Source organism: Streptomyces arenae (assembly GCF_022343545.1).
In the GTDB taxonomy this organism is placed as follows: domain Bacteria; phylum Actinomycetota; class Actinomycetes; order Streptomycetales; family Streptomycetaceae; genus Streptomyces; species Streptomyces humi.
Genome location: NZ_JAKQYH010000087.1, coordinates 257,675 through 278,521, shown reverse-complemented (window position 1 = coordinate 278,521; position 20,847 = coordinate 257,675). Strand labels below are relative to the sequence as shown.

The window sequence follows — 20,847 nt, the reverse complement described above, 5'->3', positions numbered from 1 at the left end:
GTGTCACATCGCGACACCGGACATCGAGCGGCACATCTCGGCGCAGCGGCGACACTGCTCCGCGCAGCGCTTCATCTGCGGGTCGTCCGGCATGGTCATACACGCCTCTGCGCACATGTCGCACGCCTTGGCGCACATCATGCACATCTCCGCGGACAGGGGTGAGCGCCGCATCATCATGTCGGCGCACATCCGGGTCATCTCGGAGCAGTCCATCAGCGCGCGCATGATCCGCATGTGGGCCTGGCCGCCCTCCATGGACATGCAGGAGCTCATGGCCTCCTCGCACATCGTGTGAGTGGCCATGCACATGTTGACGCACTCCTGCATCTGCTTGGACATGGCCGTCATGGGTCCGGTCTGGGTCATGGCTCCTCCAGGGAAGGGAGAGGGGTCCGGGGGGTCCCCGTGTAGTTCCCGTCCTAAGCCCGACCGGGCGGTAGTGCCATCCGACCGTGCCATTGGAGCCGGTCAGTCGATCCGGCAGAGGCAGAACGGATGTCCCGCCGGGTCGGCGTACACCCGGAAGTCCTCGGCGACGGGGTCCTCTTCACGCCTCAGCAGCCGGGCGCCCAGCGCCAGCACCTGCTTCTCGGCCGCGTCCACGTCCTCCCACGTCGGGCCCGCGTCGAAGTCGAGGTGGAACTGCTGGGAGTCGCGGTCGGCCCGCGGCCACTGGGGCGGTGTGTACCCCTCCGCCAGCTGGAAGCCGAGCCGCAGTCCGTCCGGCAGCCTCAGGACGACCCAGTCGTCCTCCTCGGCCACCAGGGTGCCGCCGGCCACGGCCGCGTAGAAGCCGGCCAGCGCGCTCGGGTCGGGACAGTCGATCACTACGTTGCGCAGACGGGCGACGGACGCCATGGGTCCTCCCTCTCTCGGCGGTCTTCCCTCAGCAGGCGCAGAGGCAGAACGGGTGCCCCGCCGGATCGGCGTACACCCGGAAGGTGCGGGTCCGGTCCGTGGCGTCCAGCGGCTTGGCGCCCAGCTCCAGGATCCCCTTCTCGGCCGTGTCCAGGTCGTCCACCAGCAGGTCCAGGTGGAACTGCTGGGAGTCGTCGGGGGTGGGCCACTTCGGCGGTACGAACCCGGGCGCCTTCTGGAACGCCAGCGCCTGCCCGCCGGGCACCTTCAGGTCCACCCAGTCGCCGTCCCCGTCCCCTTCGACGGTGCCGCCCAGCATCCCGGCGTAGAAACCGGCGAGCGCGGCCGGGTCGGGACAGTCCAGGACGACGACACCGAGCTTGGCGAGAGCCATGACTTCCTCCTCGTGGTCCGAGTTACCTGTACAGGCCGGGTAACCAGTAACGGTTACCGCATGCTCCCGCAGTGGAGGTAACGTCGCAAGCGGATTGCGGAGGTGGCGTGCAGCTATGAGCGGGAGATCGCCCGCGCCGGGCGGCCTGGCCCTGGTCGAGGCCCTGGTGAACACGCTCGACCTGGAGTCGGGCGCCGACGCGCTGGACACGCCGGAGGGCCGGGCGCGCCTCGGCATCACGGAGGCCGGCCTCCCGTCCGCCCGCACCCTGCGCGAGTCCCTGCGCGCCACCCTCCTCGCGCACGCCGGCCACCCGCCGCACCGCGAGGTCACCCCGCTGGGCGACCTGCTGGCCGACGCTCCCCTCCAGCTCGCCGTGGATCCCGCCGACGGCTCGGCGACCCTGGCCCCCGTGGACGCGGCCCCCCTTGTCTCCCGCGTGGCCGCGGCCGTCGCCACCGCCCTGGTCGAGGGCACCTGGACGCGCCTCAAGGCCTGCGAGGACGACACCTGCCACTGGGCGTACTACGACCGCAGCCCGGCCGGCCGCGGCCGCTGGTGCTCGATGCAGGTGTGCGGGGCCCGCGCGAAGATGCGCCGTTACCGTGCCAAGGACCGGTAACGCACAGGCCGTTCACCGCTCACGCCTGAGTCGCGTGGTGCAGAATGCAACAAGACACCGGTTCGGCCGACTGAGCCTCGGCCGAACCGGTGTCACCTGGTTCCGGGAAGCGCGTCCAGATCCGTGAAGCGCCCTCGGGTTCAGGCGGTCGGACGCCCCATGGCTCGATACGTCCACCCGACCCGCCGCCAGACCTCGGGATCCAGCGCGTTCCGCCCGTCGAGGATCACCTTCTCCGCGGCCACCTCACCCAGCACCGCCGGATCCAGCTCCCGGAACTCCCGCCACTCCGTCAGGTGCAGCACGACATGCGCCCCCCGCACGGCCTCCACCGCGGTCTCCGCGTAGCCGAGCGTCGGGAACAGCTTCCGCGCGTTCGCCATCCCCTTCGGGTCGTACACCGTGACCTGTCCGCCCTGGAGGTGGATCTGCCCGGCCACGTTCAGCGCGGGCGAGTCCCGTACGTCGTCCGAGTCCGGCTTGAACGTCGCGCCGAGCACCGCGACCCGCTTGCCGAGGAACGACCCGCCGCCCAGCGCCTCCCGGGCCATTTCGACCATCTGCCCGCGGCGCCGCATGTTGATGGAGTCGATCTCGCGCAGGAAGGTGAGCGCCTGGTCGGCGCCGAGCTCACCGGCCCGCGCCATGAACGCCCGGATGTCCTTCGGCAGACAGCCGCCGCCGAACCCGATCCCGGCCCGCAGGAACTTCTTCCCGATCCGGTCGTCGTACCCGATCGCCTCCGCCAGCTTCACCACGTCACCGCCCGCGGCCTCGCACACCTCCGCCATCGCGTTGATGAAGGAGATCTTCGTGGCGAGGAAGGAGTTCGCCGAGGTCTTCACCAGCTCGGCGGTCGGGAAGTCGGTCACGACGAACGGCGTGCCCTCGCCCACCGGCGTCGCGTACACCTCGCGCAGCAGCTTCTCGGCCCGCTCGCTCCGGATCCCGACCACGATCCGGTCCGGGTGCAGGGTGTCCTGGACGGCGAAGCCCTCACGCAGGAACTCCGGGTTCCAGGCCAGCTCGGCATCGGCGCCCGCGGGCGCGTTCTCGGCCAGGTACGCGGCCAGCCGGTCCGCCGAACCGACCGGCACCGTCGACTTGCCGACCACCAGCGCGGGCCCGGTGAGATGCGGGGCCAGCGACGCGATCGCGGAGTCGACGTACGACATGTCGCAGGCGTACTCGCCGTGCTTCTGCGGGGTGTTCACACAGACGAAGTGGACGTCTCCGAAGGCGCCGACCTCGGCCCAGTCGGTGGTGAAGCGCAGCCGCCCGCTGGAACCCTCGAAGCCGGCCACGTGCCGGCGCAGCAGCTCGTCGAGGCCCGGCTCGTACATCGGGGTCTCGCCGCGCTCCAGCATCGCGATCTTCTCGGGCACCACGTCCAGCCCGAGCACCTCGAAGCCCAGCTCGGCCATGGCCGCGGCGTGGGTGGCGCCGAGATAGCCGGTGCCGATCACAGTGATCTTGAGGCTCATGAATGCTCCAGCTCGGGGACGGGGGTGCGGGCTGCGGCCCGAGCATAACCGGGCCGTGTTCCGGGCAACTTTCCCGCTGTCGCCAAGCTCACGTGACCTATCCGTGGGCCGCGTTCTAAACTTTGAGTTACTTAACAGTAATTAGCGTCAGCACCACTGCGTCTGGAGTGAGACACCTTGGCCGGATCGGCTGACTTCGACCTGTACCGCCCGTCCGAGGAGCACGACATGCTCCGTGACGTCGTCCGTGCGCTGGTCGAGGCGAAGATCGCCCCGTACGCCGCCGCGGTGGACGAGGAGGCACGCTTCCCGCAGGAGGCGCTGGACGCCCTGGTCGCCAACGACCTGCACGCCGTGCACGTCCCCGAGGAGTACGGCGGCTCCGGCGCCGACGCGCTGGCCACGGTCATCGTGATCGAGGAGGTGGCCCGCGCCTGCGTGTCCTCCTCCCTCATCCCCGCCGTGAACAAGCTGGGCTCGCTCCCGGTGATCCTGTCCGGCGGCGAGGAGCTGAAGAAGAAGTACCTCACCCCGCTCGCCAAGGGCGACGGGATGTTCTCCTACTGCCTCTCCGAGCCGGACGCGGGCTCCGACGCGGCCGGCATGAAGACGAAGGCGGTCCGCGACGGCGACCACTACGTCCTCAACGGCGTGAAGCGCTGGATCACCAACGCGGGCGTCTCCGACTACTACACGGTGATGGCCGTGACGGACCCCTCGAAGCGCTCGAAGGGCATCTCCGCCTTCGTCGTGGAGAAGGCGGACGAGGGCGTCTCCTTCGGCGCCCCGGAGAAGAAGCTCGGCATCAAGGGCTCGCCGACCCGCGAGGTCTACTTCGACAACGTCCGCATCCCCGCCGACCGCATGATCGGCGACGAGGGCACCGGCTTCGCCACCGCGATGAAGACCCTGGACCACACCCGGATCACCATCGCCGCCCAGGCGCTCGGTGTCGCCCAGGGCGCCCTCGACTACGCCAAGGGCTACGTCCAGGAGCGCAAGCAGTTCGGCAAGCCGATCGCCGACTTCCAGGGCATCCAGTTCATGCTCGCCGACATGGCCATGAAGATCGCCGCGGCCCGCGCCCTCACCTACCAGGCCGCGGCGGCCTCCGAGCGCGGCGACGCCGACCTCACCTTCCAGGGCGCGGCGGCCAAGTGCTTCGCCTCGGACGTCGCCATGGAGGTCACCACGGACGCCGTCCAGCTCCTCGGCGGCTACGGCTACACCCGTGACTACCCGGTCGAGCGCATGATGCGCGATGCGAAGATCACCCAGATCTATGAAGGCACCAACCAGGTCCAGCGCATCGTCATGGCGCGCAACCTGCCGTAACGGCAAGGGTGTTCAGGACCTCTGGAAAGGCGCCCCGCGGGGCGCCTTTCCGTCGTTCCGCCCTGCCGCCGGCCGGTCACTCCGTTTCGGTCGGGCGGGGCTGGTTCGGTTCGCGGCGGTGCTGGGTGGCGCGGGCGGTGAAGTCGGCGCTGCGCAGGGCCCGCTGGACGTTCCCCCAGGTCAGCAGGGACAGCTCGGTCTCGGACCAGCCGCGTTGGAGGAGTTCGGCGATCAGGCGCGGGTAGCAGGAGGTGTCGGCGAGGTCGCGGGGGTGGGCGGCGCCCGAGTCGTAGGTGCCGGACAGGGCGACGCACTCGGGGCCGGCGACCACGCGGACGTGGTCGAGGTGGTCGGCGACGTCCGGGACGGTCGGCCCGGTCTGGTCGGCGGTCAGCGGCACCATGCACAGCCCCCGGTGCTCCCCCAGCAGCACGAGCGTCTCGTCGGAGAGGTTGGCGGGGTGCGGTCGTACCGCCGCGGCCGCGGAGCGGGTGCACAGGACCGGTGTCTTGGAGAGGGCGAGCACCCGGGCGAGGGTGGCCTCCGGGGCGCCGGTCAGGTCGGCGAGCACGCCGAGCCGGTTCATCTCCCGCACCACCTCCTCGCCGAACCTCGTCAGCCCGTCCGCGCCCGCCCAGGCGGCACCGGCGAGCGAGAGCACCCGCAGGCCGAGGGAGTGCAGGACGCGCAGGATGCCGAGGGAGTCGTCGACGGCTGCGGCGGAGGCCGGGCCCAGCACCACGGCGACCCGGCCGCAGTGCCGGGCGTCGATGATCTGGCCGGCGGTGCGCACCATCCGCAGCCCCTCCGGATGTGCCTCGACCACCCGGCGTGCCAGGTCCAGCTGCTCCAGCGTGGCACCCACGGCCCGGTCGCCCGCCGGTACCTGCAACGACCAGAACAGTGCGCCGACGTGCCCTTCGCGCAGCCGCGGGACGTCGGTGTCCACGGCGGTCTCGCCCAGTTCCAGGTCGTACCAGGGCAGCGGCCCGAGCGCCCGCGGCAGGCCGCTGTAGCCGTCCGCGACCGGGTGTTCGGCCAGCAGGGCGTGGGCCCGCTCCAGGAGCTCGCCGCCGGACTCCGCGGGGAAGCCGGACTCCGCGGGGAAGCCGGACTCCGCGGGGACGTCGCGCTCCGCGGGGAAGGGATCGTCCGGGAGCCAGTCGCCCTGACCGACCTCGGTCGTGGCGGGGACGTCGTTCTGGAGGTCGGCCATGGGGGCTCCGTACGTCGTCGTGAGCTACGTCGTGAAGGGGCTGTAGTCCACGGTCGCACGCCCGGCCGGGAGGGTTCCTGGTGGACGGGGCGTTCGGGGGTATCCCGGGTCAGCCCTCCCCGGCGGCCCGGATGACCTCGTCCAGGGTGTCCCGGGACCGCACCAGGTCGGCGATGAGACGGTCGATCCGGTCGCGTTCGGCGGTCAGGTCGTCGACCAGCCTGGGGGTGGCGACGGCCGACGGCCCGCCGTCCCGGTCCCGCATGCAGGGCAGCAGCTCCCTGATCCGGGCGCTGTGCAGCCCGGCCGCGTACAGCTCCTGGATGCGTACGACCCGGTCGACGGCCGTCTCCGGATAGTCCCGGTGCCCGCCGGGCGTCCGCTCGGCCGTCAGCAGCCCCTGCTCCTCGTAGTAGCGCAGCGACCGCTCGCTCACCGCGGTGCGTCCGGCCAGTTCCCCGATCCGCATGCCGGCCCCCCAGGAAGGACTTGATTCTGACACTGATGTCAGGTTCTACGTTACGGCCATGACGCGGACAACGGACCTCCTGGCACCGGCCCGGCTCGGCCGGCTCGAACTCCCCAACCGTCTCGTGATGGCCCCGCTCACCCGCAACCGCGCGGAGGCCGACGGCACCCCGACCGACCTCATGGTCACCTACTACGCCCAGCGTGCCGCGGCCGGTCTGATCGTCGCGGAGGCGGCCACGCCCAACGCCGTCGGGCAGACGTACCCGAACATCACCGCGATCCACAGCGACCGGCACGTGGCGGGCTGGCGGCGGGTCACGGACGCGGTCCGGGCGGCCGGCGGGCGGATGTTCCTCCAGCTCCAGCACGGCGGCCGGGTGAGCCATCCGGCGACCACCGGACTGACCCCGGTGGCACCCTCGCCGGTCCCGCTGCCGGAGACGGTCTTCACTCCTGGGGGACACCGCCCGGCCGTGGTGCCGCGGGAGCTGAGCCGGGCGGGGATCGAGTCGACGATCGCCGACTTCGCGGCCGCCGCCCGCCGGGCGCTCGACGCCGGCTTCGAGGGCGTCGAGGTGCACTCGGCCAACGGCCATCTGCTGCACCAGTTCCTCGCCGGCAACACCAACCGGCGCACGGACGGGTACGGCGGCTCGGTCGCCGGGCGCGTCCGCTTCACGGTGGAGGTGGTGGAGGCGGTGGCCGCCGAGGTCGGAGCGGACCGGGTGGGCGTGCGGATCTCGCCCGGCAACACGGTCAACGGCATCGCGGAGACCGACACCGAGGCCCTGTACCCGGCACTCGCCGAGCGGCTGGACGGCCTCGGGCCGGCGTACCTCCATCTCGTGCACGCCGACCCGGACGCCCCGCTGTTCCAGCGCCTGCGCGCCGGCTGGACCGGCACGCTGATCGCCAACCCGGTCCTGCACGACCTCACCACGGAGGAGGTCACCGAGGCCGCCGGCCGGCTCCGGGCCGCCGGAGCGGACCTGGTCGCCCTGGGCCGTCCGTTCCTCGCCAACCCGGACCTGGTCACCCGGCTACGGCTGGCCGCACCCCTCAACCCGGTGCGCGACCGCTACTTCATGTACGTGGGCGGCCCGCTCGGCTACACGGACTACCCGACCCTGCCGGCCCGGCGACCCCACCGGGCCGCTCCGGATCCCGCGGGCCTGCCCGGGGCCGTCTGAGCGGTCCGGCCGAGGCCGCGCCGGGGGCGGGGGGCAGGGGTCAGCCGTCCAGCGACTCGATCGTGGCGTTCGACGCCGCCCGGGTGGTCCGGAGGTCGCGGGACACGTCTTCCGCCGCGCCGAGCACTCGTACCGCGTTCTGCCAGGTCAGCTTGGCCAGGTCGGGCTTGGACCAGCCTCGGTCGAGGAGTTCCGCGAGGAGGTTGGGGTAGCCCGAGACGTCGTTCAGGCCGTCGGGGGTGAAGGCCGTGCCGTCGTAGTCGCCGCCGATGCCGAGGTGGTCGATGCCGGCGACCTCGCGCATGTGGTCGAGGTGGTCGGCGACCGTGGCGGTGGTGGCGACCGGGCGGGGGTGGCTCTCCTCGAAGGCGCGGTGGATCTTCATCGCCTCCTCGGTGGTGTCGAGGTGGTGGAAGCCGTGGGCGCGCATGTTGTCGTCGGCCGCCGCCGTCCAGTCGACCGCCGCCTGGAGCACGAACTTCGGCACGAACGTCACCATCGCCATGCCGCCGTTGGCGGGCAGGCGTTCGAGGACGTCGTCCGGGATGTTGCGGGGGTGGTCGCAGACGGCCCGGGAGGAGGAGTGGGAGAAGATCACCGGGGCGGTGGTGGTGTCCAGGGCCGCGCGCATGGTCGTGGCCGCGACGTGGGACAGGTCCACCAGCATGCCCAGGCGGTTCATCTCCCGGACGACCTCGCGGCCGAAGGCGGACAGACCGCCGACCTTCGGCTCGTCCGTCGCCGAGTCCGCCCAGTCGTTGTTGTCGTTGTGGGTGAGCGTCATGTAGCGCACACCCAGTTCGAACAGACCGCGCAGGGTGCCCAGCGAGTTGTCGATGGAGTGGCCGCCCTCCGCGCCCATGAGGGAGGCGATACGGCCTTCCGCGCGCGCCGCCTCCATGTCCGCGGCGGTCAGCGCGGCCCGCAGGTCGGACGGGTAGCGGGCGATCAACTGCCGTACGCAGTCGATCTGTTCGAGGGTCGCCGGGACCGCGCCCGGCAGGTCCGAGCGGACGTACACCGACCAGTACTGCGCGCCGACCCCGCCCTCGCGCAGCCGCGGGATGTCGGTGTGCAGATGCGCGTTCTGGTGCGTGGCGATGTCGCGGGCGTCGAGGTCGTAGCGGACCTGCTCGCGCAGTGCGTACGGCAGGTCGTTGTGGCCGTCGACGACCGGGAACTCGCGCAGCAGGGACCGGGCTTCGTCGATAGAGGTCATTGCGTATTGCTTCCCGGAGTCCTACTTGCCGAAGCCGAAGCCGGTCGGACCCTCGACCTTGGACCGCAGGCGCTTGCCCTTCTCGGTGGCCTGGTCGTTGAGGTCCTGCTGGAACTCGCGCATCCGCTGGAGGAGGTCCTCGTCGTGCGTGGCGAGGATCCGGGCGGCCAGCAGGCCCGCGTTGCGGGCGCCGGCGACGGAGACCGTGGCGACCGGGACGCCGGCCGGCATCTGCACGATGGAGAGCAGGGAGTCCATGCCGTCGAGGTACTTCAGCGGGACCGGGACGCCGATGACCGGGAGGGGCGTGACCGAGGCGAGCATGCCCGGCAGGTGGGCCGCTCCCCCGGCGCCGGCGATGATCGCCTTCAGCCCGCGGTCGGCGGCCTGCTCGCCGTAGGTGATCATCTCGCGCGGCATCCGGTGCGCGGAGACGACGTCGACCTCGTACTCGATCTCGAACTCGTCCAGGGCCTTGGCGGCCGCCTCCATGACGGGCCAGTCGGAGTCCGAACCCATCACGATGCCAACAACGGGGCTCATTCGGTGATCGTGCCTCTCAGGTAGCCGGCAGCGTGACGTGCGCGGTCGAGAACGTCGTCCAGGTCGTCGCCGTAGGTGTTGACGTGGCCGACCTTGCGGCCGGGCTTCACGTCCTTGCCGTACATGTGGATCTTCAGTTTGGGGTCGCGGGCCATGCAGTGCAGGTACGCGGAGTACATGTCGGGGTAGTCGCCGCCCAGGACGTTGACCATGACGGTCCACTTGGCGCGCGGGCGCGGGTCGCCCAGGGGCAGGTCCAGGACCGCGCGGACGTGGTTGGCGAACTGCGAGGTGATCGCGCCGTCCTGGGTCCAGTGGCCGGAGTTGTGGGGGCGCATCGCCAGTTCGTTGACGAGGATGCGGCCGTCGCGGGTCTGGAACAGCTCGACGGCCAGGTGACCGACGACGCCGAGTTCCTTGGCGATCCGCAGGGCCATCTCCTCGGCCCGCAGGGCGAGGTCCTCGTCCAGGCCGGGGGCGGGTGCGATCACGGTGTCGCAGACGCCGTTCACCTGCTGGGACTCGACGACCGGGTAGGCGACGGCCTGGCCGTGCGGGGAGCGTACGACGTTGGCGGCGAGCTCGCGGACGTAGTCGACCTTCTCCTCGGCGAGGACCGGCACGCCGGCCCGGAAGGGGTCGGTGGCCTCCTCGGCCGTCTCCACGACCCACACGCCCTTGCCGTCGTAGCCGCCGCGCACGGTCTTCAGGACGACGGGGAAGCCGTCGCCCTCGGCCGCGAACCGGACCACGTCCTCCGCGTCGGTCACGATGCGGTGCCGCGGGCACGGCACACCGATCTCGGTGAGCTTCGCCCGCATCACGCCCTTGTCCTGGGCGTGCACCAGCGCGTCGGGGCCGGGGCGCACGGGGATGCCGTCCGCCTCCAGGGCCCGCAGATGCTCGGTGGGGACGTGCTCGTGATCGAAGGTGATCACGTCGCAGCCGCGCGCGAACTCGCGCAGCGTGTCCAGGTCGCGGTAGTCGCCGATGACGACATCGCTCACCACCTGGGCTGCCGAGTCCTGAGGAGTGTCACTGAGGAGCTTGAACCTGATGCCCAGCGGGATGCCCGCCTCGTGCGTCATACGCGCGAGCTGACCCCCGCCGACCATGCCGACTACCGGGAACGTCACGCCCCCAGGGTATCGGCCGCGCCGAGGTGGCCGGATTCCACACCCTCGACCAGCGCTCTTACCTGTCGCTTCGTTGCCTCTTGCCCCGGTTTTCCGGTCTTCTTTCCAAGCCGTTCCCGACCTGTGTCGCCATCCACAGGCAGGGAACACCCGGGGTCGTTAGCATGGCTGGGTCGCCAATACCTACGGACGGGAGCCCGCACAACCATGGAACGTGGTTCCTCGGGGCTGCAACGGCTCGTACGAGAGGTCGCCAAGTTCGGCGCCGTCGGCGGTGCCGGGATTCTCGTCAACCTCGGTGTCTTCAACCTGGTCCGCCACGTCACCGACCTGCCCGTGGTGCGCGCGAGCGTGATAGCCACCGTCGTCGCCATCGTCTTCAACTACCTGGGGTTCCGCTACTGGACGTACCGGGACCGTGACAAGGGTGGCCGCACCCGGGAACTCAGCCTGTTCCTGCTGTTCAGCGCGGTCGGCCTGGTGATCGAGAACGGTCTGCTGTACCTGGCGACCTACGGCTTCGGCTGGGACAGCCCGCTGCAGAGCAACGTCTTCAAGTTCGTCGGCATCGGTGTGGCGACGCTGTTCCGTTTCTGGTCGTACCGCAGCTGGGTGTTCAAGACGCTGCCGGCCCGGGAGGCGGTCGCGGACGCGGAGGCCATCCTGGAGCGGGCCGCCGACTCGGAGAAGCCGAGGCAGCGGGTCCGCTGACGCGGTGCCCTAGCGGACCGTGGGGTGGTCCCCGCCCGCCGGCTTGTGCTGCGGCGGGGTCCGGGACAGGAACAGGCCGAAGACCGGGGGCTGGGCCTGGAGCAGCTCCAGCCGGCCGCCGTCGGCCTCGGCGAGGTCACGGGCGACGGCCAGCCCGATCCCGGTGGAGTTACGGCCGCTGATGGTCCGCTCGAAGATCCGGTTGCCGAGGTCGGCGGGCACCCCGCTGCCCTCGTCGGTCACCTCGACCACGGCCTGGTTGCCGGTGACCCGGGTGCGCAGCGCGACTGTGCCGCCGCCGTGCATCAGCGAGTTCTCGATCAGCGCGGCCAGCACCTGCGCCACCGCGCCCGGTGTGCCGACGGCCCGCAGGTGCCGTTTGCCGGAGCTGACGATGGCCCGGCCCACACCGCGGTAGGCGGGCCGCCACTCGGCGAGCTGCTGCTGGATGACCTCGTCCAGGTCGAAGGAGACGGCGGAGCCGGTGCGCGGGTCGCGGGAGTTCGTGAGCAGCCGCTCGACGACGTCCGTCAGCCGCTCCACCTGTGTGAGTGCCACGTTCGCCTCCTCCTTCACGATGTCCGGGTCGTCCGTGAGGGTGATCTCCTCCAGGCGCATGGACAGCGCGGTCAGCGGGGTGCGCAGCTGGTGGGAGGCGTCGGCGGCGAGCCGCCGCTCGGCGGTGAGCATCCGCCCGATCCGCTCGGCGGAGGAGTCCAGGACGTCGGCGACCCGGTCCAGCTCGGGGACGCCGTACCGCTTGTGCCGCGGGCGCGGATCACCGGACCCGAGCCGTTCGGCGGTCTCCGCGAGGTCGGTGAGCGGGGAGGCGAGCCGGTTGGCCTGCCGGATGGCGAGCAGCACGGCGGCGATCACGGCGAGCAGCGCCACCGCCCCGATGATCAGCAGCGTACGGCCGACCTCCCGGGTCACCGTGGAGCGCGGCTCCTGGACGGTGACCGTCTCGCCTTCCTCACCGTCGGCGGTGTAGTGGATGACGTCACCCTCGGGCTTCGTCCCGAGCTCGATCACCGGCTTCCCCGGGATCCGGATGACGGCGTACTGCTCCTTGGAGACCTGGCTGCGCAGTATGTCGGCGGTGACGTCCTCGTCCCCGAGGATCCGGCTGTCCACGATGCTGGCGAGCCGCAGCGCCTCGGAGTCGACGCGTTCCTGGGCGCTGTTGCTGATGGTCCGCGACTCGACGATCACGAGGGAGACCCCGAACACGGCGATGACGACGAGCACGACGGCGAGGGTGGACTGGATCAGACGACGACGCACGGCACTCTCCGGGAAACGGCCACATCAGCGCCCCGAAAAGAGCGCTGGACGTATGCGCACACCGCATCAGTCAGCCACGGCGCGACGCGCGTAGCCGACCTAGCTCTTCTCGAAACGGAACCCGACACCACGCACGGTGGCGATGTACCGCGGGTTCGCCGCGTCGTCGCCGAGCTTCTTCCGCAGCCAGGAGATGTGCATGTCGAGCGTCTTGGTCGACGACCACCAGGTCGTGTCCCAGACCTCCCGCATCAACTGGTCCCGCGTGACCACCCGTCCGGCGTCCCGCACCAGCACCCGCAGCAGGTCGAACTCCTTCGCCGTGAGCTGGAGTTCCTCGTCACCCATCCACGCCCGGTGCGACTCGACGTCGATCCGCACGCCGTGCGTGGCCGGCGGCTGCGCGGGCTCCGCGGCCCCGCGCCGGAGCAGCGCCCGTACCCGGGCGAGCAGTTCGGCGAGCCGGAACGGCTTGGTGACGTAGTCGTCGGCACCCGCGTCGAGGCCGACGACGGTGTCCACCTCGTCGGCCCGCGCGGTCAGGATGAGGATCGGCACGGCGTGGCCCTCGGCCCGCAGCCGGCGCGCGACCTCGAGGCCGTCCATGCCGGGCAGCCCGAGGTCCAGCACGACCAGGTCGATGCCGCCCTGCATTCCGGCGTCGAGTGCGGTCGGTCCGTCCTCGCGCACCTCGACCTCGTAACCTTCCCGGCGCAGGGCGCGGGCCAGCGGCTCCGAGATGGACGCGTCGTCCTCGGCGAGCAGTACACGGGTCATGAGGTGATGGTAGTCCGCTCACGCGCAGTACAGGAGTGTGATCGGCACGAGGGATTCTTACCTTGGGGCACAGTGGTACGAACCTGTGGGCGAGGGGTGCGATCGTAGAAGGGACCTTCGAAACCGGTCCTGAGGTTCCCTCGACACCTGTGATCCGTGTCTCAAGTCCTTCCATATCCGGCAGTGTCCTGACGTACAGTGACGTGAACGCCTGTAGTGCACCTGGGGACCTTTGGTGGGCATCTCACCCTGAAGGTCTCTTTTGTGTGCGGGCTGACCTCCGTCAGCCTTGAAAGGAATGACCTCTGGCCGGGCCCCGGACGCGACACGGCGTCGCGGGGCGTGGATCCCGGTGGTCGCCGTCCGCCGCTCCGCGACCCGGAGCGGACTCCCCCCGGGCGTGGGGTGGACGGGCGGACCCGCCGGTGCCGGCCGATCCCCCCACGGGTGCGCAGAGCCCCACCGCGTGCTCCGACCAGCAAGGAACGACCATGGCGTCCAGCCTGACGAAGGACTCGGTCCGACCGGGCACCCCCGGTTCCGAGAAGACCTTCTTCGGCCACCCCCGCGGACTGGCCACCCTCTTCATGACCGAGATGTGGGAGCGCTTCTCCTACTACGGCATGAAGGCTCTGCTCCCGCTGTACCTGGTCGCTCCCGGCGGCCTGCACATGAGCGCGGCCACGGCGACGGCGATCTACTCGGTGTACCTGTCGCTCGTGTACCTGCTCGCCCTGCCGGGCGGCTGGTTCGCCGACCGTGTCCTCGGTCCCCGCAAGACGGTCGCCGTCGCGGGCACGGTCATCATGCTCGGCCACCTGACGCTGGCGCTGCCCAGCTCCGGCACGTTCTTCGCGGGCCTCGGCCTGGTGGCGATCGGCTCCGGTCTGCTGAAGGCCAACATCTCCACGATGGTCGGCCACCTGTACGAGGGGCCGGACGACCCGCGCCGTGACGGTGGCTTCACGCTCTTCTACATCGGCATCAACCTGGGCGCGTTCGCCGCGCCGCTGGTCATCGGGACCGTCGGCGAGAACTACAACTGGCACCTCGGCTTCGCGCTGGCCGCGGTCGGCATGGCGCTGGGTCTCGCCCAGTTCCTGCTCGGCACCCGCCACCTGAGCTCGCGTTCGGACATCGTCCCGACCCCGCTGTCCGCCGCGGAGAAGAAGGCGACGCTGACGAAGGCCGGTTTCTGGGCCGCCGTCGCCGCGGTCTTCTACGTCGTCGTGGGTGTCTCCGGCGTCTACACGCTGAACTGGCTGCTGGTGCCGATCACGGTCGCCGGTCTGCTGATCCCGGTCGTCGTCATCGCCCGCATCAAGCGGGACAAGGACCTGGACCGCGCCGAGCAGGGCAAGATGAGCGCGTACATCTGGTTCTTCGTGGCCGCGGCCGTCTTCTGGATGATCTACGACCAGGGTGGCTCGACCGTCTCCCTGTTCGCCGACGCCTCCGCGAAGAACACGATCTTCGGCTGGAACTTCCCGGTCTCCTGGTACCAGTCCGTCAACCCGGTCATGATCATGGCGTTCGCGCCGGTCTTCGCCTGGGCGTGGCTGGCGATGGCGCGGCGCGGCAAGGAGCCGAGCACGGCCGTGAAGTTCGCCGGTGGTCTGGTGCTGATCGGTGCGTCGTTCTTCCTGTTCCTGGCGCCGCTGTCGATCGCCGACGGCGGTCACAAGGCCGCGGCGATGTGGCTGGTCGGGATCTACTTCGTGCAGACCGTGGGTGAGCTGATGCTGTCCCCGGTGGGTCTGTCCGTGACGACGAAGATGGCTCCGGCGAAGTACGCGTCCCAGATGATGGGTGTGTGGTTCCTCGCGGTGACCGCGGGTGACGCGACGACCGGGCTGCTGTCCATCGCCGGTGTCGACCTGAACAAGACGGGGATCGTGGCGCTTCAGGCGGTGCTCGCCGTGGTCGCCGGTGCGGCCGTGTGGATGTACCGGAAGAAGGTCCGCGAGCTCATGGGCGACGTTCACTGATCGTCTTCTGAGAGAGGGCCACCGGGATTTTGGATTCCGGTGGCCCTCTTGCGTTTTCGGCTAACGGTTTGTGGGGGCTGAGCGCGCAGTTCCCCGCGCCCCTGGGTTTCTCATCGCGTCCTTCGTTTTGGCATGAAGGTGAACACCGCGCCGCCCAGCAGGATCGCCGTTCCCGCCACCAGACCCAGCGCCTTCAGTGCGCCATTGGTGCTGTCGCCGGTCTCGGCCAGGCCGCCGCTGCCCGACGACGACGAGCCGCCGGAGGTCGTCGTGCTGCCCGACGCCCCGCTCGCCTGCTGCGTGGTGTCCAGGGTCAGCGAGACCTCGGTCTTCGTCGGGATGCACGTGGTCGTCGTACCGAGGGCCTTGACCGTCAGGACGCCCGGCGACAGCGTCGACGTCCCGCTCGCCCCCGGCTTGTACGTGCCCGTCAGGTCCGGGATGTCGATGGGGTCGCCGGACTTGATCGCGGAGGAGTTGGTGGGGCCCTCCACATGGACCGTGCCCTTGTCGGCGCCGCCCAGGACCACCTCCATCGACGGCTTCACCGAGTCCGCGGGGATGTCGGCCGGGCTGTCCATCACGGACCCGTTGAACCGCACGGTGAGGTCGAAACCGCCGCCGTCCTTCTTGGCGTTGATCTGCACCGGTGAGGTCGCGTTCTTGTCGCCGATGGGCGTCTTGCAGGCGTAGGGGATCTCGACCTCCTTGCCCGTGAAGTCGGTCTGGCCGCCCGTGCCGTCGGAGGGGGACGCGGAGGCCGACGACGACGCCGACGCGGACGCGGACGCCGAGTCGGAGGGGCTCGCCGAGCCTGAGGGCGAGGCGGAGGCGGACGTGGTGTCCGTGGGGCTCGCCGAACCCGTGGAACCGGTCCCGCTCACCTCGATCGTCGCGGCCTTCGCCACCGTCCCCGTCGGTGTGCACACGGTGTTCGTGCCGTACGCGTTGACCGTGTACGCGTCCGGGGTGAGCGTCACCTCGCCGGGTGACGTCAGTTTCAGGGTGCCCGTCATGTCGGACAGCACCATGTCGCCGCCCTTCGGGATCGCCGGGTTCTTGCGCGGCCCCTGCATCGCGATGTCGGCGCTCTGGGCACCGGCCGCCTTGAGGGTGCCGGACGGCTGGACCGAGTCGGCGGGCAGGTCGATGATGTCCGGGTTCTTGGACGCGGCCTGCACGAACTTCCAGGTGATGTCGACCGTGTCGCCGACCTTCGCGGTGGCGGGCGCGGTGATGTCGACCTTGGTGGTCCCGTCGATCGGGTCGGCGACCCCGGCGGGCGGTACGCAGTGGGTGGCGTACGACACCTCGGCGGCCTGGGCGGTGCCGGCGGCCGCGCCGAGCAGGACGCCCGCCCCGCCGAGGACCAGCGCGGCCGCCGCCGCACCCGCTCTGACCGGTGTCACTCTCCTTCGCATGATCACGTGGGTCCTTTCGTGGTGGGAGTCGTGGGACTCGTCGGGCTGTCGTCGTGCGGTGCGGAGAGCCGGCCGGCCGCGGTGCCCGGATCGTCGTCCGGGGTGAACCACGGCAGGGTCGAGGTCGTAGCGGGCGCGGGGGCGGGCGCGCGGAGGCGGGGGACGCGGAAGGCCGGGCGGCGCGTGCCCCGGTGGCCGCGGGCCGGCCGCACCCGGTCCACCACGGCCATGCCGACACGGAAGACAGCGGCCGGTACGACCACGCAGAGCAGCAGCCAGAACAGGGTCACGCCCCAGGGGCGGCCGACGCCCCAGGGCTGTTCGGCGAGGACCTTGCCGTCGTACTTCAGGGAGACGGTGTAGTCGCCGTGCGCCCCGGCGGAGAGTTCGACGGGCAGTTCGATCTTCGCCTTCCTGCCGGGCGCGAGGCTGCCGCGCCACTGCTGCTCGTCCCACTGGGGGGCGAACACGCCGTGTGCGGTGCCCACTTGGAAGACGGGGTCCTTGAGGGTGGTCGTGCCCGCGTTGCCGATGGTGAAGACGAGGGTGCGGGACGGGGGTGCGCCGAACCAGGTCAGCAGGCCGGAGGAGCCGTCGAGACGGGTGTCGGTGAGCATCGACAGGCGGCCGCCGGTGGTCGCGGCTGGGAGCGGCTGCACGGCGTGCCCGGCGACCTGGAAGACGGCGTCCGCGTCGGCGCCGGCGCCGGTCACGGTGGCCGCGTGGACGACGCAGGGGCAGGGCACCGGCGGTTCGGCGACCGGGAGCCGCTTGCTGAACCGGCCGTCCGCGTCGGTGGTGACGGCCCGTCCGTCGGCGTTGGCGCAGGAGTTGGTGCCGCCGATCACTCCTCGGGCGGGAGTGGCCCGGCCGCAGATCAGCAGCATCAGCAGGGTGCCCGGCCGCCAGCCGGTGCCGCTCACGGTGATCGAACCGCCGGTGCCCGCCTCGGACTTGGAGACCGTGACGGCAGGCCCGTCGGCCGCGGCCGCCGCCGACGGGGTCCCGAGCAGCACCATCACCGCCGCCAGTACCAGGAACGCTCGCGCCCTCACCTCGCCGCTCCCGTCAACTCGTCCGTCGTGGGCAGGGGTTGGGCCGCCGCGCCGACGCGGCGCCCGCGCCGTCGTACGACGGTCACGGCGGCCGCCGCCGTCAGCGCGCCCGCGGTGCCCGCCACCGCGCCCCGGGGCACGAAGCGGGCCCGGGTGCTCGCCGTGGCGTGCGCACCGCCCGCCGCGGTCGCCGTCAGCCGGACGTCGACGGCGTCCAGGGCGGGCCGGCCGGGCCAGGGCTCGCTCAGTCCGGTGCGGGTGCCGGGGGCGAGGCGGACCGGGAGGGTGCGCGGCGCACGGTTCACCAGGACCCGGCCGAGGATGCCGTCGGCGTGCACCGCGATCTTCGGTACGAGCACGGTCGTACCGCGGTTGACCAGCTCGTAGGTGATGCGGTCGCCGTGGACGGCGAGGTGTTCGACGGTCAGGGCGCTCAGGGCGGGGCCGCCGACGCGCAGCCGGATGCGGACGGTGCCGGTGCGGCCGTCGGCGTCCCTCGCGACGAGGGTCCCGGTGCGGTCGCCCGGGGCGGCGCCCACCGGGACGGTCACGGTGAAGGGGACGTCGGCGCGCGTGCGGGCGGGCACGCGGACGCTCGGCTCGGCGAGGGTGACGGGGAGCCCGGTGCCGGTCAGCCGTACCGTCAGGGGGCGCCCGCCGGGGTTGGTCACCGACACGGTGTCCTGGAGGACGGTCCCCGGGGCGCCCTCGGCGTAGAAGGCCGGCCGGCCACCGCCCGAGGGCACGACCGACCAGCCCTCGGCGGCCACCGCGTGCGGGGCGGCGGCGACCAGGACGAGGGCGGCGAACCCGAGCCCCTGGACGACGGACCGGACGGACGTCGCGAACCGGGGCGAACCGGTGGACCGGGCCGGTCCGGTGGCCCTGGGCGAACCGGCGGACCGGGGTGATCCGGTGGGCCGGGGCGGCCGGGCGGGGCCGGCTGACTTCGCGGGCAGCATGGGCGGCTCCAGCGGTCGGACCCGTCGGGTCAGCGGCGTGCGGTCTGGTTCCGCCGGGTCAGCCAGAGGGTGCCGGCCGCGCCCGCGAGCAGCACGGTGCCGCCGAGGGTGCCGAGCGCGACGAAGGAGTCCTCGGGTCCGGTCTTCGGGAGGGTCCCTCCGGAGTCGGTGCCGGTGCCGCCGGACGACGACGAGCCCGAACTCGACGAACCGGATGAACCCGATGAACCCGAACCGGTCGAACCGCCGCCCGACGCCGTCACGTCCAGGGTCAGGGCCGGCCCGGGGCTGTTGGTGGGGTTGCACGTCGTCGTCGTACCGAGCGCCTTGATGGTGAGCGTGCCCGGCGTGAAGGTCACCTTGCCGGACTTCTCCGGCGTGTAGGTGCCGCTCAGGTCATTGATCTTGATGGGCGTGTTGGCGGGGATCGCGGCCTGGTTGGGCGAGCCGGTCACGTTCATGGTCCCGCTGTCGGCGCCGCCCAGCTTGATGGTGGCGCTCGGGCTCATCGCGCCCTTGCCGAGTTCGACGGGGCTGGAGGAGACGCCCTTCTGCCAGGACATCGTGATCTTGTAGCCGCTGCCGCTCTTGACGCCCTTGATGTCGATGGGGGAGACGGCGCTCTTGTCGCCGATCGGCGTCTTGCACGCGTAGTCGACGTCGACGACGGTGGCGTGCGCCGCCGGGGCGGCGAGCAGTACCGCCGAGCCGGCCAGCGCGGCGGCGGACGCGAGCGCGGCGGTTCGCTTGGAGGACGGCACGACGGTCCACCTCATTCCTGACGGCGCATCAGATGGGCCGTCAAGGTACGCCGGGGCTCATGAGGAGGGAAGAGAAAGGGCGTGGCGGAAGTGTGAGCGCCCCGTGCGAGGCGGAAGTGCGAGCGCCCCGTGCCGTGTTACGCGGGCGCCCCGAGTCGTGTTACGCGGGCGCCCCGAGTTCGGCCCAGACGGTCTTGCCGGCCGCTCCCGGCGTCCGGACGACCCCCCAGTCCAGACAGAGCCGCTGCACGATGAACATGCCGTGCCCGCCCGGCCGTCCGGCCCGGTGCGGGGTCCGTGGCGCCGGCTGGCCGTTGCCCCGGTCCGACACCTCCACCCGGATCACCTTGTTGTCGCAGGACAGGAAGAGCTCGTCGGGCCCCTCGGCGTGCAGGCACGCGTTGGTGACCAGCTCGGACACCACGAGCAGCACGTCCTCCGCGGCGGCCCTGCGGTCGGCGGTGGCGGCCGGTAGCCAGCCCCACGCGTACAGCGCCTGACGGGTGAAGTCGCGGGCGAGCGGCACCACCCCGCTCTCCCCTTCCAGGCGCACTCTGCGGACCTGACGACCCCCCGGCGAGGCGGGCGGCATGTCGGACGCCGCCGCCTCGGACATCCCGGAAGCGCCGCTGGGCTCCGGGCCGCGGTCGCCCGGCGGGTAAGGCCGGGTGGTGCTCATCAGCGCTTCACCTCACCGTTTCACCGGTTCACGATTCAAAATTCGCGTTGTTGCAGTTTCGTACGTCTGCGCCTGCCCGATCCGCTCAGACCTGGCCGGGTCGGGCGTCGACAGATCCAGAATCACTCCTGCCCGACCGATCCGAGGGAACACCCCCCTGTTCCGGACGGCGGGTCGGAACTCAGCTTTCGTCGCCGGTCTCGCCGGCCAGAGCCGCCGCCACGGAGTCGTGGACGGTGAACACCGCCTCGGCCCCGGTGATCTCGAACACCCTGGCGACGACGGGCTGCATCGCGGCGAGGTGCACCCCGCCACCGGCGGCCTCGGCGCGCAGCCTCGTGCCGAGCAGCACGTTGAGCCCGGTGGAGTCGCAGAACTCAAGGCGCGAGCAGTCGACCACAAGGCGTGAGAATCCTTTGTCGAGGAGGTCGTCGAGTGGCTCACGCAACAGATCGGCGGTGTGGTGATCGAGCTCACCCGCCGGAGTCACCACGGCGCTGGAGCCCTCTTCCCGTACCTCCACCAGAAGCCGGCCCGACTGTGCGCTGCCGACCGTCCCGTGGTCCATTGCCGTCTCTCTCCCGAGGTCGTGACCGCTTTTGCCCCGTCTGACCGATGTCTGACGATGCTCGCCGTTGTACGCCGAACGGCTTGGCGACGCCCTCGAACATTACGCCTTCTCCACGGACTCCGACACCCGAACAACTGCTCCTAACTGGACAAATGGTAATAGAACGG

At 71.2% G+C, this 20,847-nt stretch carries 22 protein-coding genes; 5 read left to right on the top strand and 17 right to left on the bottom strand.

Annotated elements, in window-relative coordinates; all coding sequences use genetic code 11:
* Positions 1 to 3: 3 nt before the first annotated feature.
* The 3 genes from MB828_RS40575 to MB828_RS40565 all read right to left on the bottom strand — a co-directional run bounded on the left by MB828_RS40575 (position 4) and on the right by MB828_RS40565 (position 1,255).
* On the bottom strand, positions 4 to 369 hold the full coding sequence (locus MB828_RS40575) for a four-helix bundle copper-binding protein (protein ID WP_133027830.1): 366 nt from the start codon (positions 367 to 369) through the stop codon (positions 4 to 6).
* Between the two features lie 102 nt (positions 370 to 471).
* The gene (locus MB828_RS40570; protein WP_046730302.1) at positions 472 to 861 is read right to left on the bottom strand and encodes a VOC family protein; all 390 of its coding nucleotides are present in this window, start codon (positions 859 to 861) and stop codon (positions 472 to 474) included.
* A 28-nt stretch (positions 862 to 889) separates the two neighbouring features.
* Entirely contained in the window at positions 890 to 1,255 is a 366-nt protein-coding gene (locus tag MB828_RS40565) for a VOC family protein (RefSeq protein ID WP_301652516.1), read from the bottom strand.
* Positions 1,256 to 1,370: 115 nt separating this feature from the next.
* Between MB828_RS40565 and MB828_RS40560 the strand changes: the two genes are divergently transcribed.
* Positions 1,371 to 1,877, top strand: a complete 507-nt coding sequence (locus MB828_RS40560) for a CGNR zinc finger domain-containing protein (RefSeq protein ID WP_301652515.1) — start codon at positions 1,371 to 1,373, stop codon at positions 1,875 to 1,877.
* Positions 1,878 to 2,017: 140 nt separating this feature from the next.
* Here MB828_RS40560 and MB828_RS40555 read toward each other — a convergent pair whose 3' ends face one another.
* Entirely contained in the window at positions 2,018 to 3,361 is a 1,344-nt protein-coding gene (locus tag MB828_RS40555) for a UDP-glucose dehydrogenase family protein (protein ID WP_301652514.1), read from the bottom strand.
* A gap of 177 nt (positions 3,362 to 3,538) precedes the next feature.
* Here MB828_RS40555 and MB828_RS40550 point away from each other — a divergent pair, with 177 nt between their 5' ends.
* Complete coding sequence (locus MB828_RS40550) at positions 3,539 to 4,696, top strand: acyl-CoA dehydrogenase (protein WP_301652513.1); 1,158 nt, start codon at positions 3,539 to 3,541, stop codon at positions 4,694 to 4,696.
* Between the two features lie 76 nt (positions 4,697 to 4,772).
* Here MB828_RS40550 and MB828_RS40545 read toward each other — a convergent pair whose 3' ends face one another.
* A complete protein-coding gene (locus tag MB828_RS40545) occupies positions 4,773 to 5,912 on the bottom strand; it encodes a dipeptidase (protein ID WP_301652512.1) in 1,140 nt (379 codons plus the stop codon).
* 109 nt (positions 5,913 to 6,021) lie between these two features.
* Positions 6,022 to 6,381, bottom strand: a complete 360-nt coding sequence (locus MB828_RS40540) for a MerR family transcriptional regulator (RefSeq protein WP_301652511.1) — start codon at positions 6,379 to 6,381, stop codon at positions 6,022 to 6,024.
* A gap of 58 nt (positions 6,382 to 6,439) precedes the next feature.
* Here MB828_RS40540 and MB828_RS40535 point away from each other — a divergent pair, with 58 nt between their 5' ends.
* Positions 6,440 to 7,573, top strand: coding sequence for an alkene reductase (locus MB828_RS40535; RefSeq protein ID WP_301652510.1), 1,134 nt, complete (start codon positions 6,440 to 6,442; stop codon positions 7,571 to 7,573).
* A gap of 40 nt (positions 7,574 to 7,613) precedes the next feature.
* Here the strand turns inward: MB828_RS40535 and MB828_RS40530 are convergent, their stop codons facing one another.
* Genes MB828_RS40530 through MB828_RS40520 form a run of 3 tightly spaced genes read right to left on the bottom strand, consistent with a single transcriptional unit; the run spans position 7,614 to position 10,471 of the window.
* Complete coding sequence (locus MB828_RS40530) at positions 7,614 to 8,792, bottom strand: dipeptidase (RefSeq protein WP_301652509.1); 1,179 nt, start codon at positions 8,790 to 8,792, stop codon at positions 7,614 to 7,616.
* A 21-nt stretch (positions 8,793 to 8,813) separates the two neighbouring features.
* Complete coding sequence (gene purE, locus MB828_RS40525) at positions 8,814 to 9,311, bottom strand: 5-(carboxyamino)imidazole ribonucleotide mutase (protein WP_301652559.1); 498 nt, start codon at positions 9,309 to 9,311, stop codon at positions 8,814 to 8,816.
* Positions 9,312 to 9,331: 20 nt separating this feature from the next.
* On the bottom strand, positions 9,332 to 10,471 hold the full coding sequence (locus MB828_RS40520) for a 5-(carboxyamino)imidazole ribonucleotide synthase (protein ID WP_301652508.1): 1,140 nt from the start codon (positions 10,469 to 10,471) through the stop codon (positions 9,332 to 9,334).
* Between the two features lie 207 nt (positions 10,472 to 10,678).
* Here MB828_RS40520 and MB828_RS40515 point away from each other — a divergent pair, with 207 nt between their 5' ends.
* Positions 10,679 to 11,182 (top strand): GtrA family protein, encoded by a 504-nt coding sequence (locus tag MB828_RS40515; RefSeq protein ID WP_133027841.1) that lies wholly within the window; start codon positions 10,679 to 10,681, stop codon positions 11,180 to 11,182.
* A 9-nt stretch (positions 11,183 to 11,191) separates the two neighbouring features.
* Here MB828_RS40515 and MB828_RS40510 read toward each other — a convergent pair whose 3' ends face one another.
* Together MB828_RS40510 and MB828_RS40505 are read right to left on the bottom strand one after the other, a co-directional pair.
* The gene (locus MB828_RS40510; RefSeq protein ID WP_133027842.1) at positions 11,192 to 12,466 is read right to left on the bottom strand and encodes an ATP-binding protein; all 1,275 of its coding nucleotides are present in this window, start codon (positions 12,464 to 12,466) and stop codon (positions 11,192 to 11,194) included.
* Between the two features lie 99 nt (positions 12,467 to 12,565).
* Entirely contained in the window at positions 12,566 to 13,243 is a 678-nt protein-coding gene (locus tag MB828_RS40505; RefSeq protein ID WP_007382513.1) for a response regulator transcription factor, read from the bottom strand.
* A gap of 491 nt (positions 13,244 to 13,734) precedes the next feature.
* On the opposite strand from MB828_RS40505, the gene MB828_RS40500 reads away from it, so the two are divergent.
* A complete protein-coding gene (locus tag MB828_RS40500) occupies positions 13,735 to 15,231 on the top strand; it encodes an oligopeptide:H+ symporter (protein WP_301652507.1) in 1,497 nt (498 codons plus the stop codon).
* Between the two features lie 110 nt (positions 15,232 to 15,341).
* Here MB828_RS40500 and MB828_RS40495 read toward each other — a convergent pair whose 3' ends face one another.
* The 6 genes from MB828_RS40495 to MB828_RS40470 all read right to left on the bottom strand — a co-directional run bounded on the left by MB828_RS40495 (position 15,342) and on the right by MB828_RS40470 (position 20,677).
* Positions 15,342 to 16,652, bottom strand: coding sequence for a hypothetical protein (locus MB828_RS40495; RefSeq protein WP_301652506.1), 1,311 nt, complete (start codon positions 16,650 to 16,652; stop codon positions 15,342 to 15,344).
* A 2-nt stretch (positions 16,653 to 16,654) separates the two neighbouring features.
* Positions 16,655 to 17,671, bottom strand: coding sequence for a neocarzinostatin apoprotein domain-containing protein (locus tag MB828_RS40490; RefSeq protein ID WP_301652558.1), 1,017 nt, complete (start codon positions 17,669 to 17,671; stop codon positions 16,655 to 16,657).
* A gap of 32 nt (positions 17,672 to 17,703) precedes the next feature.
* Positions 17,704 to 18,669 (bottom strand): hypothetical protein, encoded by a 966-nt coding sequence (locus MB828_RS40485; protein WP_301652505.1) that lies wholly within the window; start codon positions 18,667 to 18,669, stop codon positions 17,704 to 17,706.
* A 29-nt stretch (positions 18,670 to 18,698) separates the two neighbouring features.
* Positions 18,699 to 19,430: an LPXTG cell wall anchor domain-containing protein gene (locus MB828_RS40480; RefSeq protein WP_207920931.1), complete on the bottom strand. Its 732-nt coding sequence runs from the start codon at positions 19,428 to 19,430 to the stop codon at positions 18,699 to 18,701.
* A 160-nt stretch (positions 19,431 to 19,590) separates the two neighbouring features.
* Positions 19,591 to 20,109, bottom strand: coding sequence for an ATP-binding protein (locus MB828_RS40475; protein WP_301652504.1), 519 nt, complete (start codon positions 20,107 to 20,109; stop codon positions 19,591 to 19,593).
* A gap of 181 nt (positions 20,110 to 20,290) precedes the next feature.
* Positions 20,291 to 20,677 carry an STAS domain-containing protein gene (locus tag MB828_RS40470; protein WP_133027847.1) on the bottom strand — a complete coding sequence of 129 codons (387 nt, stop codon included), beginning with the start codon at positions 20,675 to 20,677 and terminating at the stop codon, positions 20,291 to 20,293.
* Positions 20,678 to 20,847: the final 170 nt, after the last annotated feature.

Excerpts from the sequence above, each read along its gene's own strand:
- MB828_RS40575 (WP_133027830.1), bottom strand. The coding sequence starts at position 369 with ATGACCCAGACCGGACCCATGACGGCCATGTCCAAGCAGATGCAGGAG.
- MB828_RS40570 (WP_046730302.1), bottom strand. The coding sequence starts at position 861 with ATGGCGTCCGTCGCCCGTCTGCGCAACGTAGTGATCGACTGTCCCGAC.
- MB828_RS40565 (WP_301652516.1), bottom strand. The coding sequence starts at position 1,255 with ATGGCTCTCGCCAAGCTCGGTGTCGTCGTCCTGGACTGTCCCGACCCG.
- MB828_RS40560 (WP_301652515.1), top strand. The coding sequence starts at position 1,371 with ATGAGCGGGAGATCGCCCGCGCCGGGCGGCCTGGCCCTGGTCGAGGCC.
- MB828_RS40555 (WP_301652514.1), bottom strand. The coding sequence starts at position 3,361 with ATGAGCCTCAAGATCACTGTGATCGGCACCGGCTATCTCGGCGCCACC.
- MB828_RS40545 (WP_301652512.1), bottom strand. The coding sequence starts at position 5,912 with ATGGCCGACCTCCAGAACGACGTCCCCGCCACGACCGAGGTCGGTCAG.
- MB828_RS40540 (WP_301652511.1), bottom strand. The coding sequence starts at position 6,381 with ATGCGGATCGGGGAACTGGCCGGACGCACCGCGGTGAGCGAGCGGTCG.
- MB828_RS40535 (WP_301652510.1), top strand. The coding sequence starts at position 6,440 with ATGACGCGGACAACGGACCTCCTGGCACCGGCCCGGCTCGGCCGGCTC.
- MB828_RS40530 (WP_301652509.1), bottom strand. The coding sequence starts at position 8,792 with ATGACCTCTATCGACGAAGCCCGGTCCCTGCTGCGCGAGTTCCCGGTC.
- purE (WP_301652559.1), bottom strand. The coding sequence starts at position 9,311 with ATGGGTTCGGACTCCGACTGGCCCGTCATGGAGGCGGCCGCCAAGGCC.
- MB828_RS40515 (WP_133027841.1), top strand. The coding sequence starts at position 10,679 with ATGGAACGTGGTTCCTCGGGGCTGCAACGGCTCGTACGAGAGGTCGCC.
- MB828_RS40505 (WP_007382513.1), bottom strand. The coding sequence starts at position 13,243 with ATGACCCGTGTACTGCTCGCCGAGGACGACGCGTCCATCTCGGAGCCG.
- MB828_RS40500 (WP_301652507.1), top strand. The coding sequence starts at position 13,735 with ATGGCGTCCAGCCTGACGAAGGACTCGGTCCGACCGGGCACCCCCGGT.
- MB828_RS40495 (WP_301652506.1), bottom strand. The coding sequence starts at position 16,652 with ATGCGAAGGAGAGTGACACCGGTCAGAGCGGGTGCGGCGGCGGCCGCG.
- MB828_RS40490 (WP_301652558.1), bottom strand. The coding sequence starts at position 17,671 with ATGGTGCTGCTCGGGACCCCGTCGGCGGCGGCCGCGGCCGACGGGCCT.
- MB828_RS40485 (WP_301652505.1), bottom strand. The coding sequence starts at position 18,669 with ATGCTGCCCGCGAAGTCAGCCGGCCCCGCCCGGCCGCCCCGGCCCACC.
- MB828_RS40475 (WP_301652504.1), bottom strand. The coding sequence starts at position 20,109 with ATGAGCACCACCCGGCCTTACCCGCCGGGCGACCGCGGCCCGGAGCCC.
- MB828_RS40470 (WP_133027847.1), bottom strand. The coding sequence starts at position 20,677 with ATGGACCACGGGACGGTCGGCAGCGCACAGTCGGGCCGGCTTCTGGTG.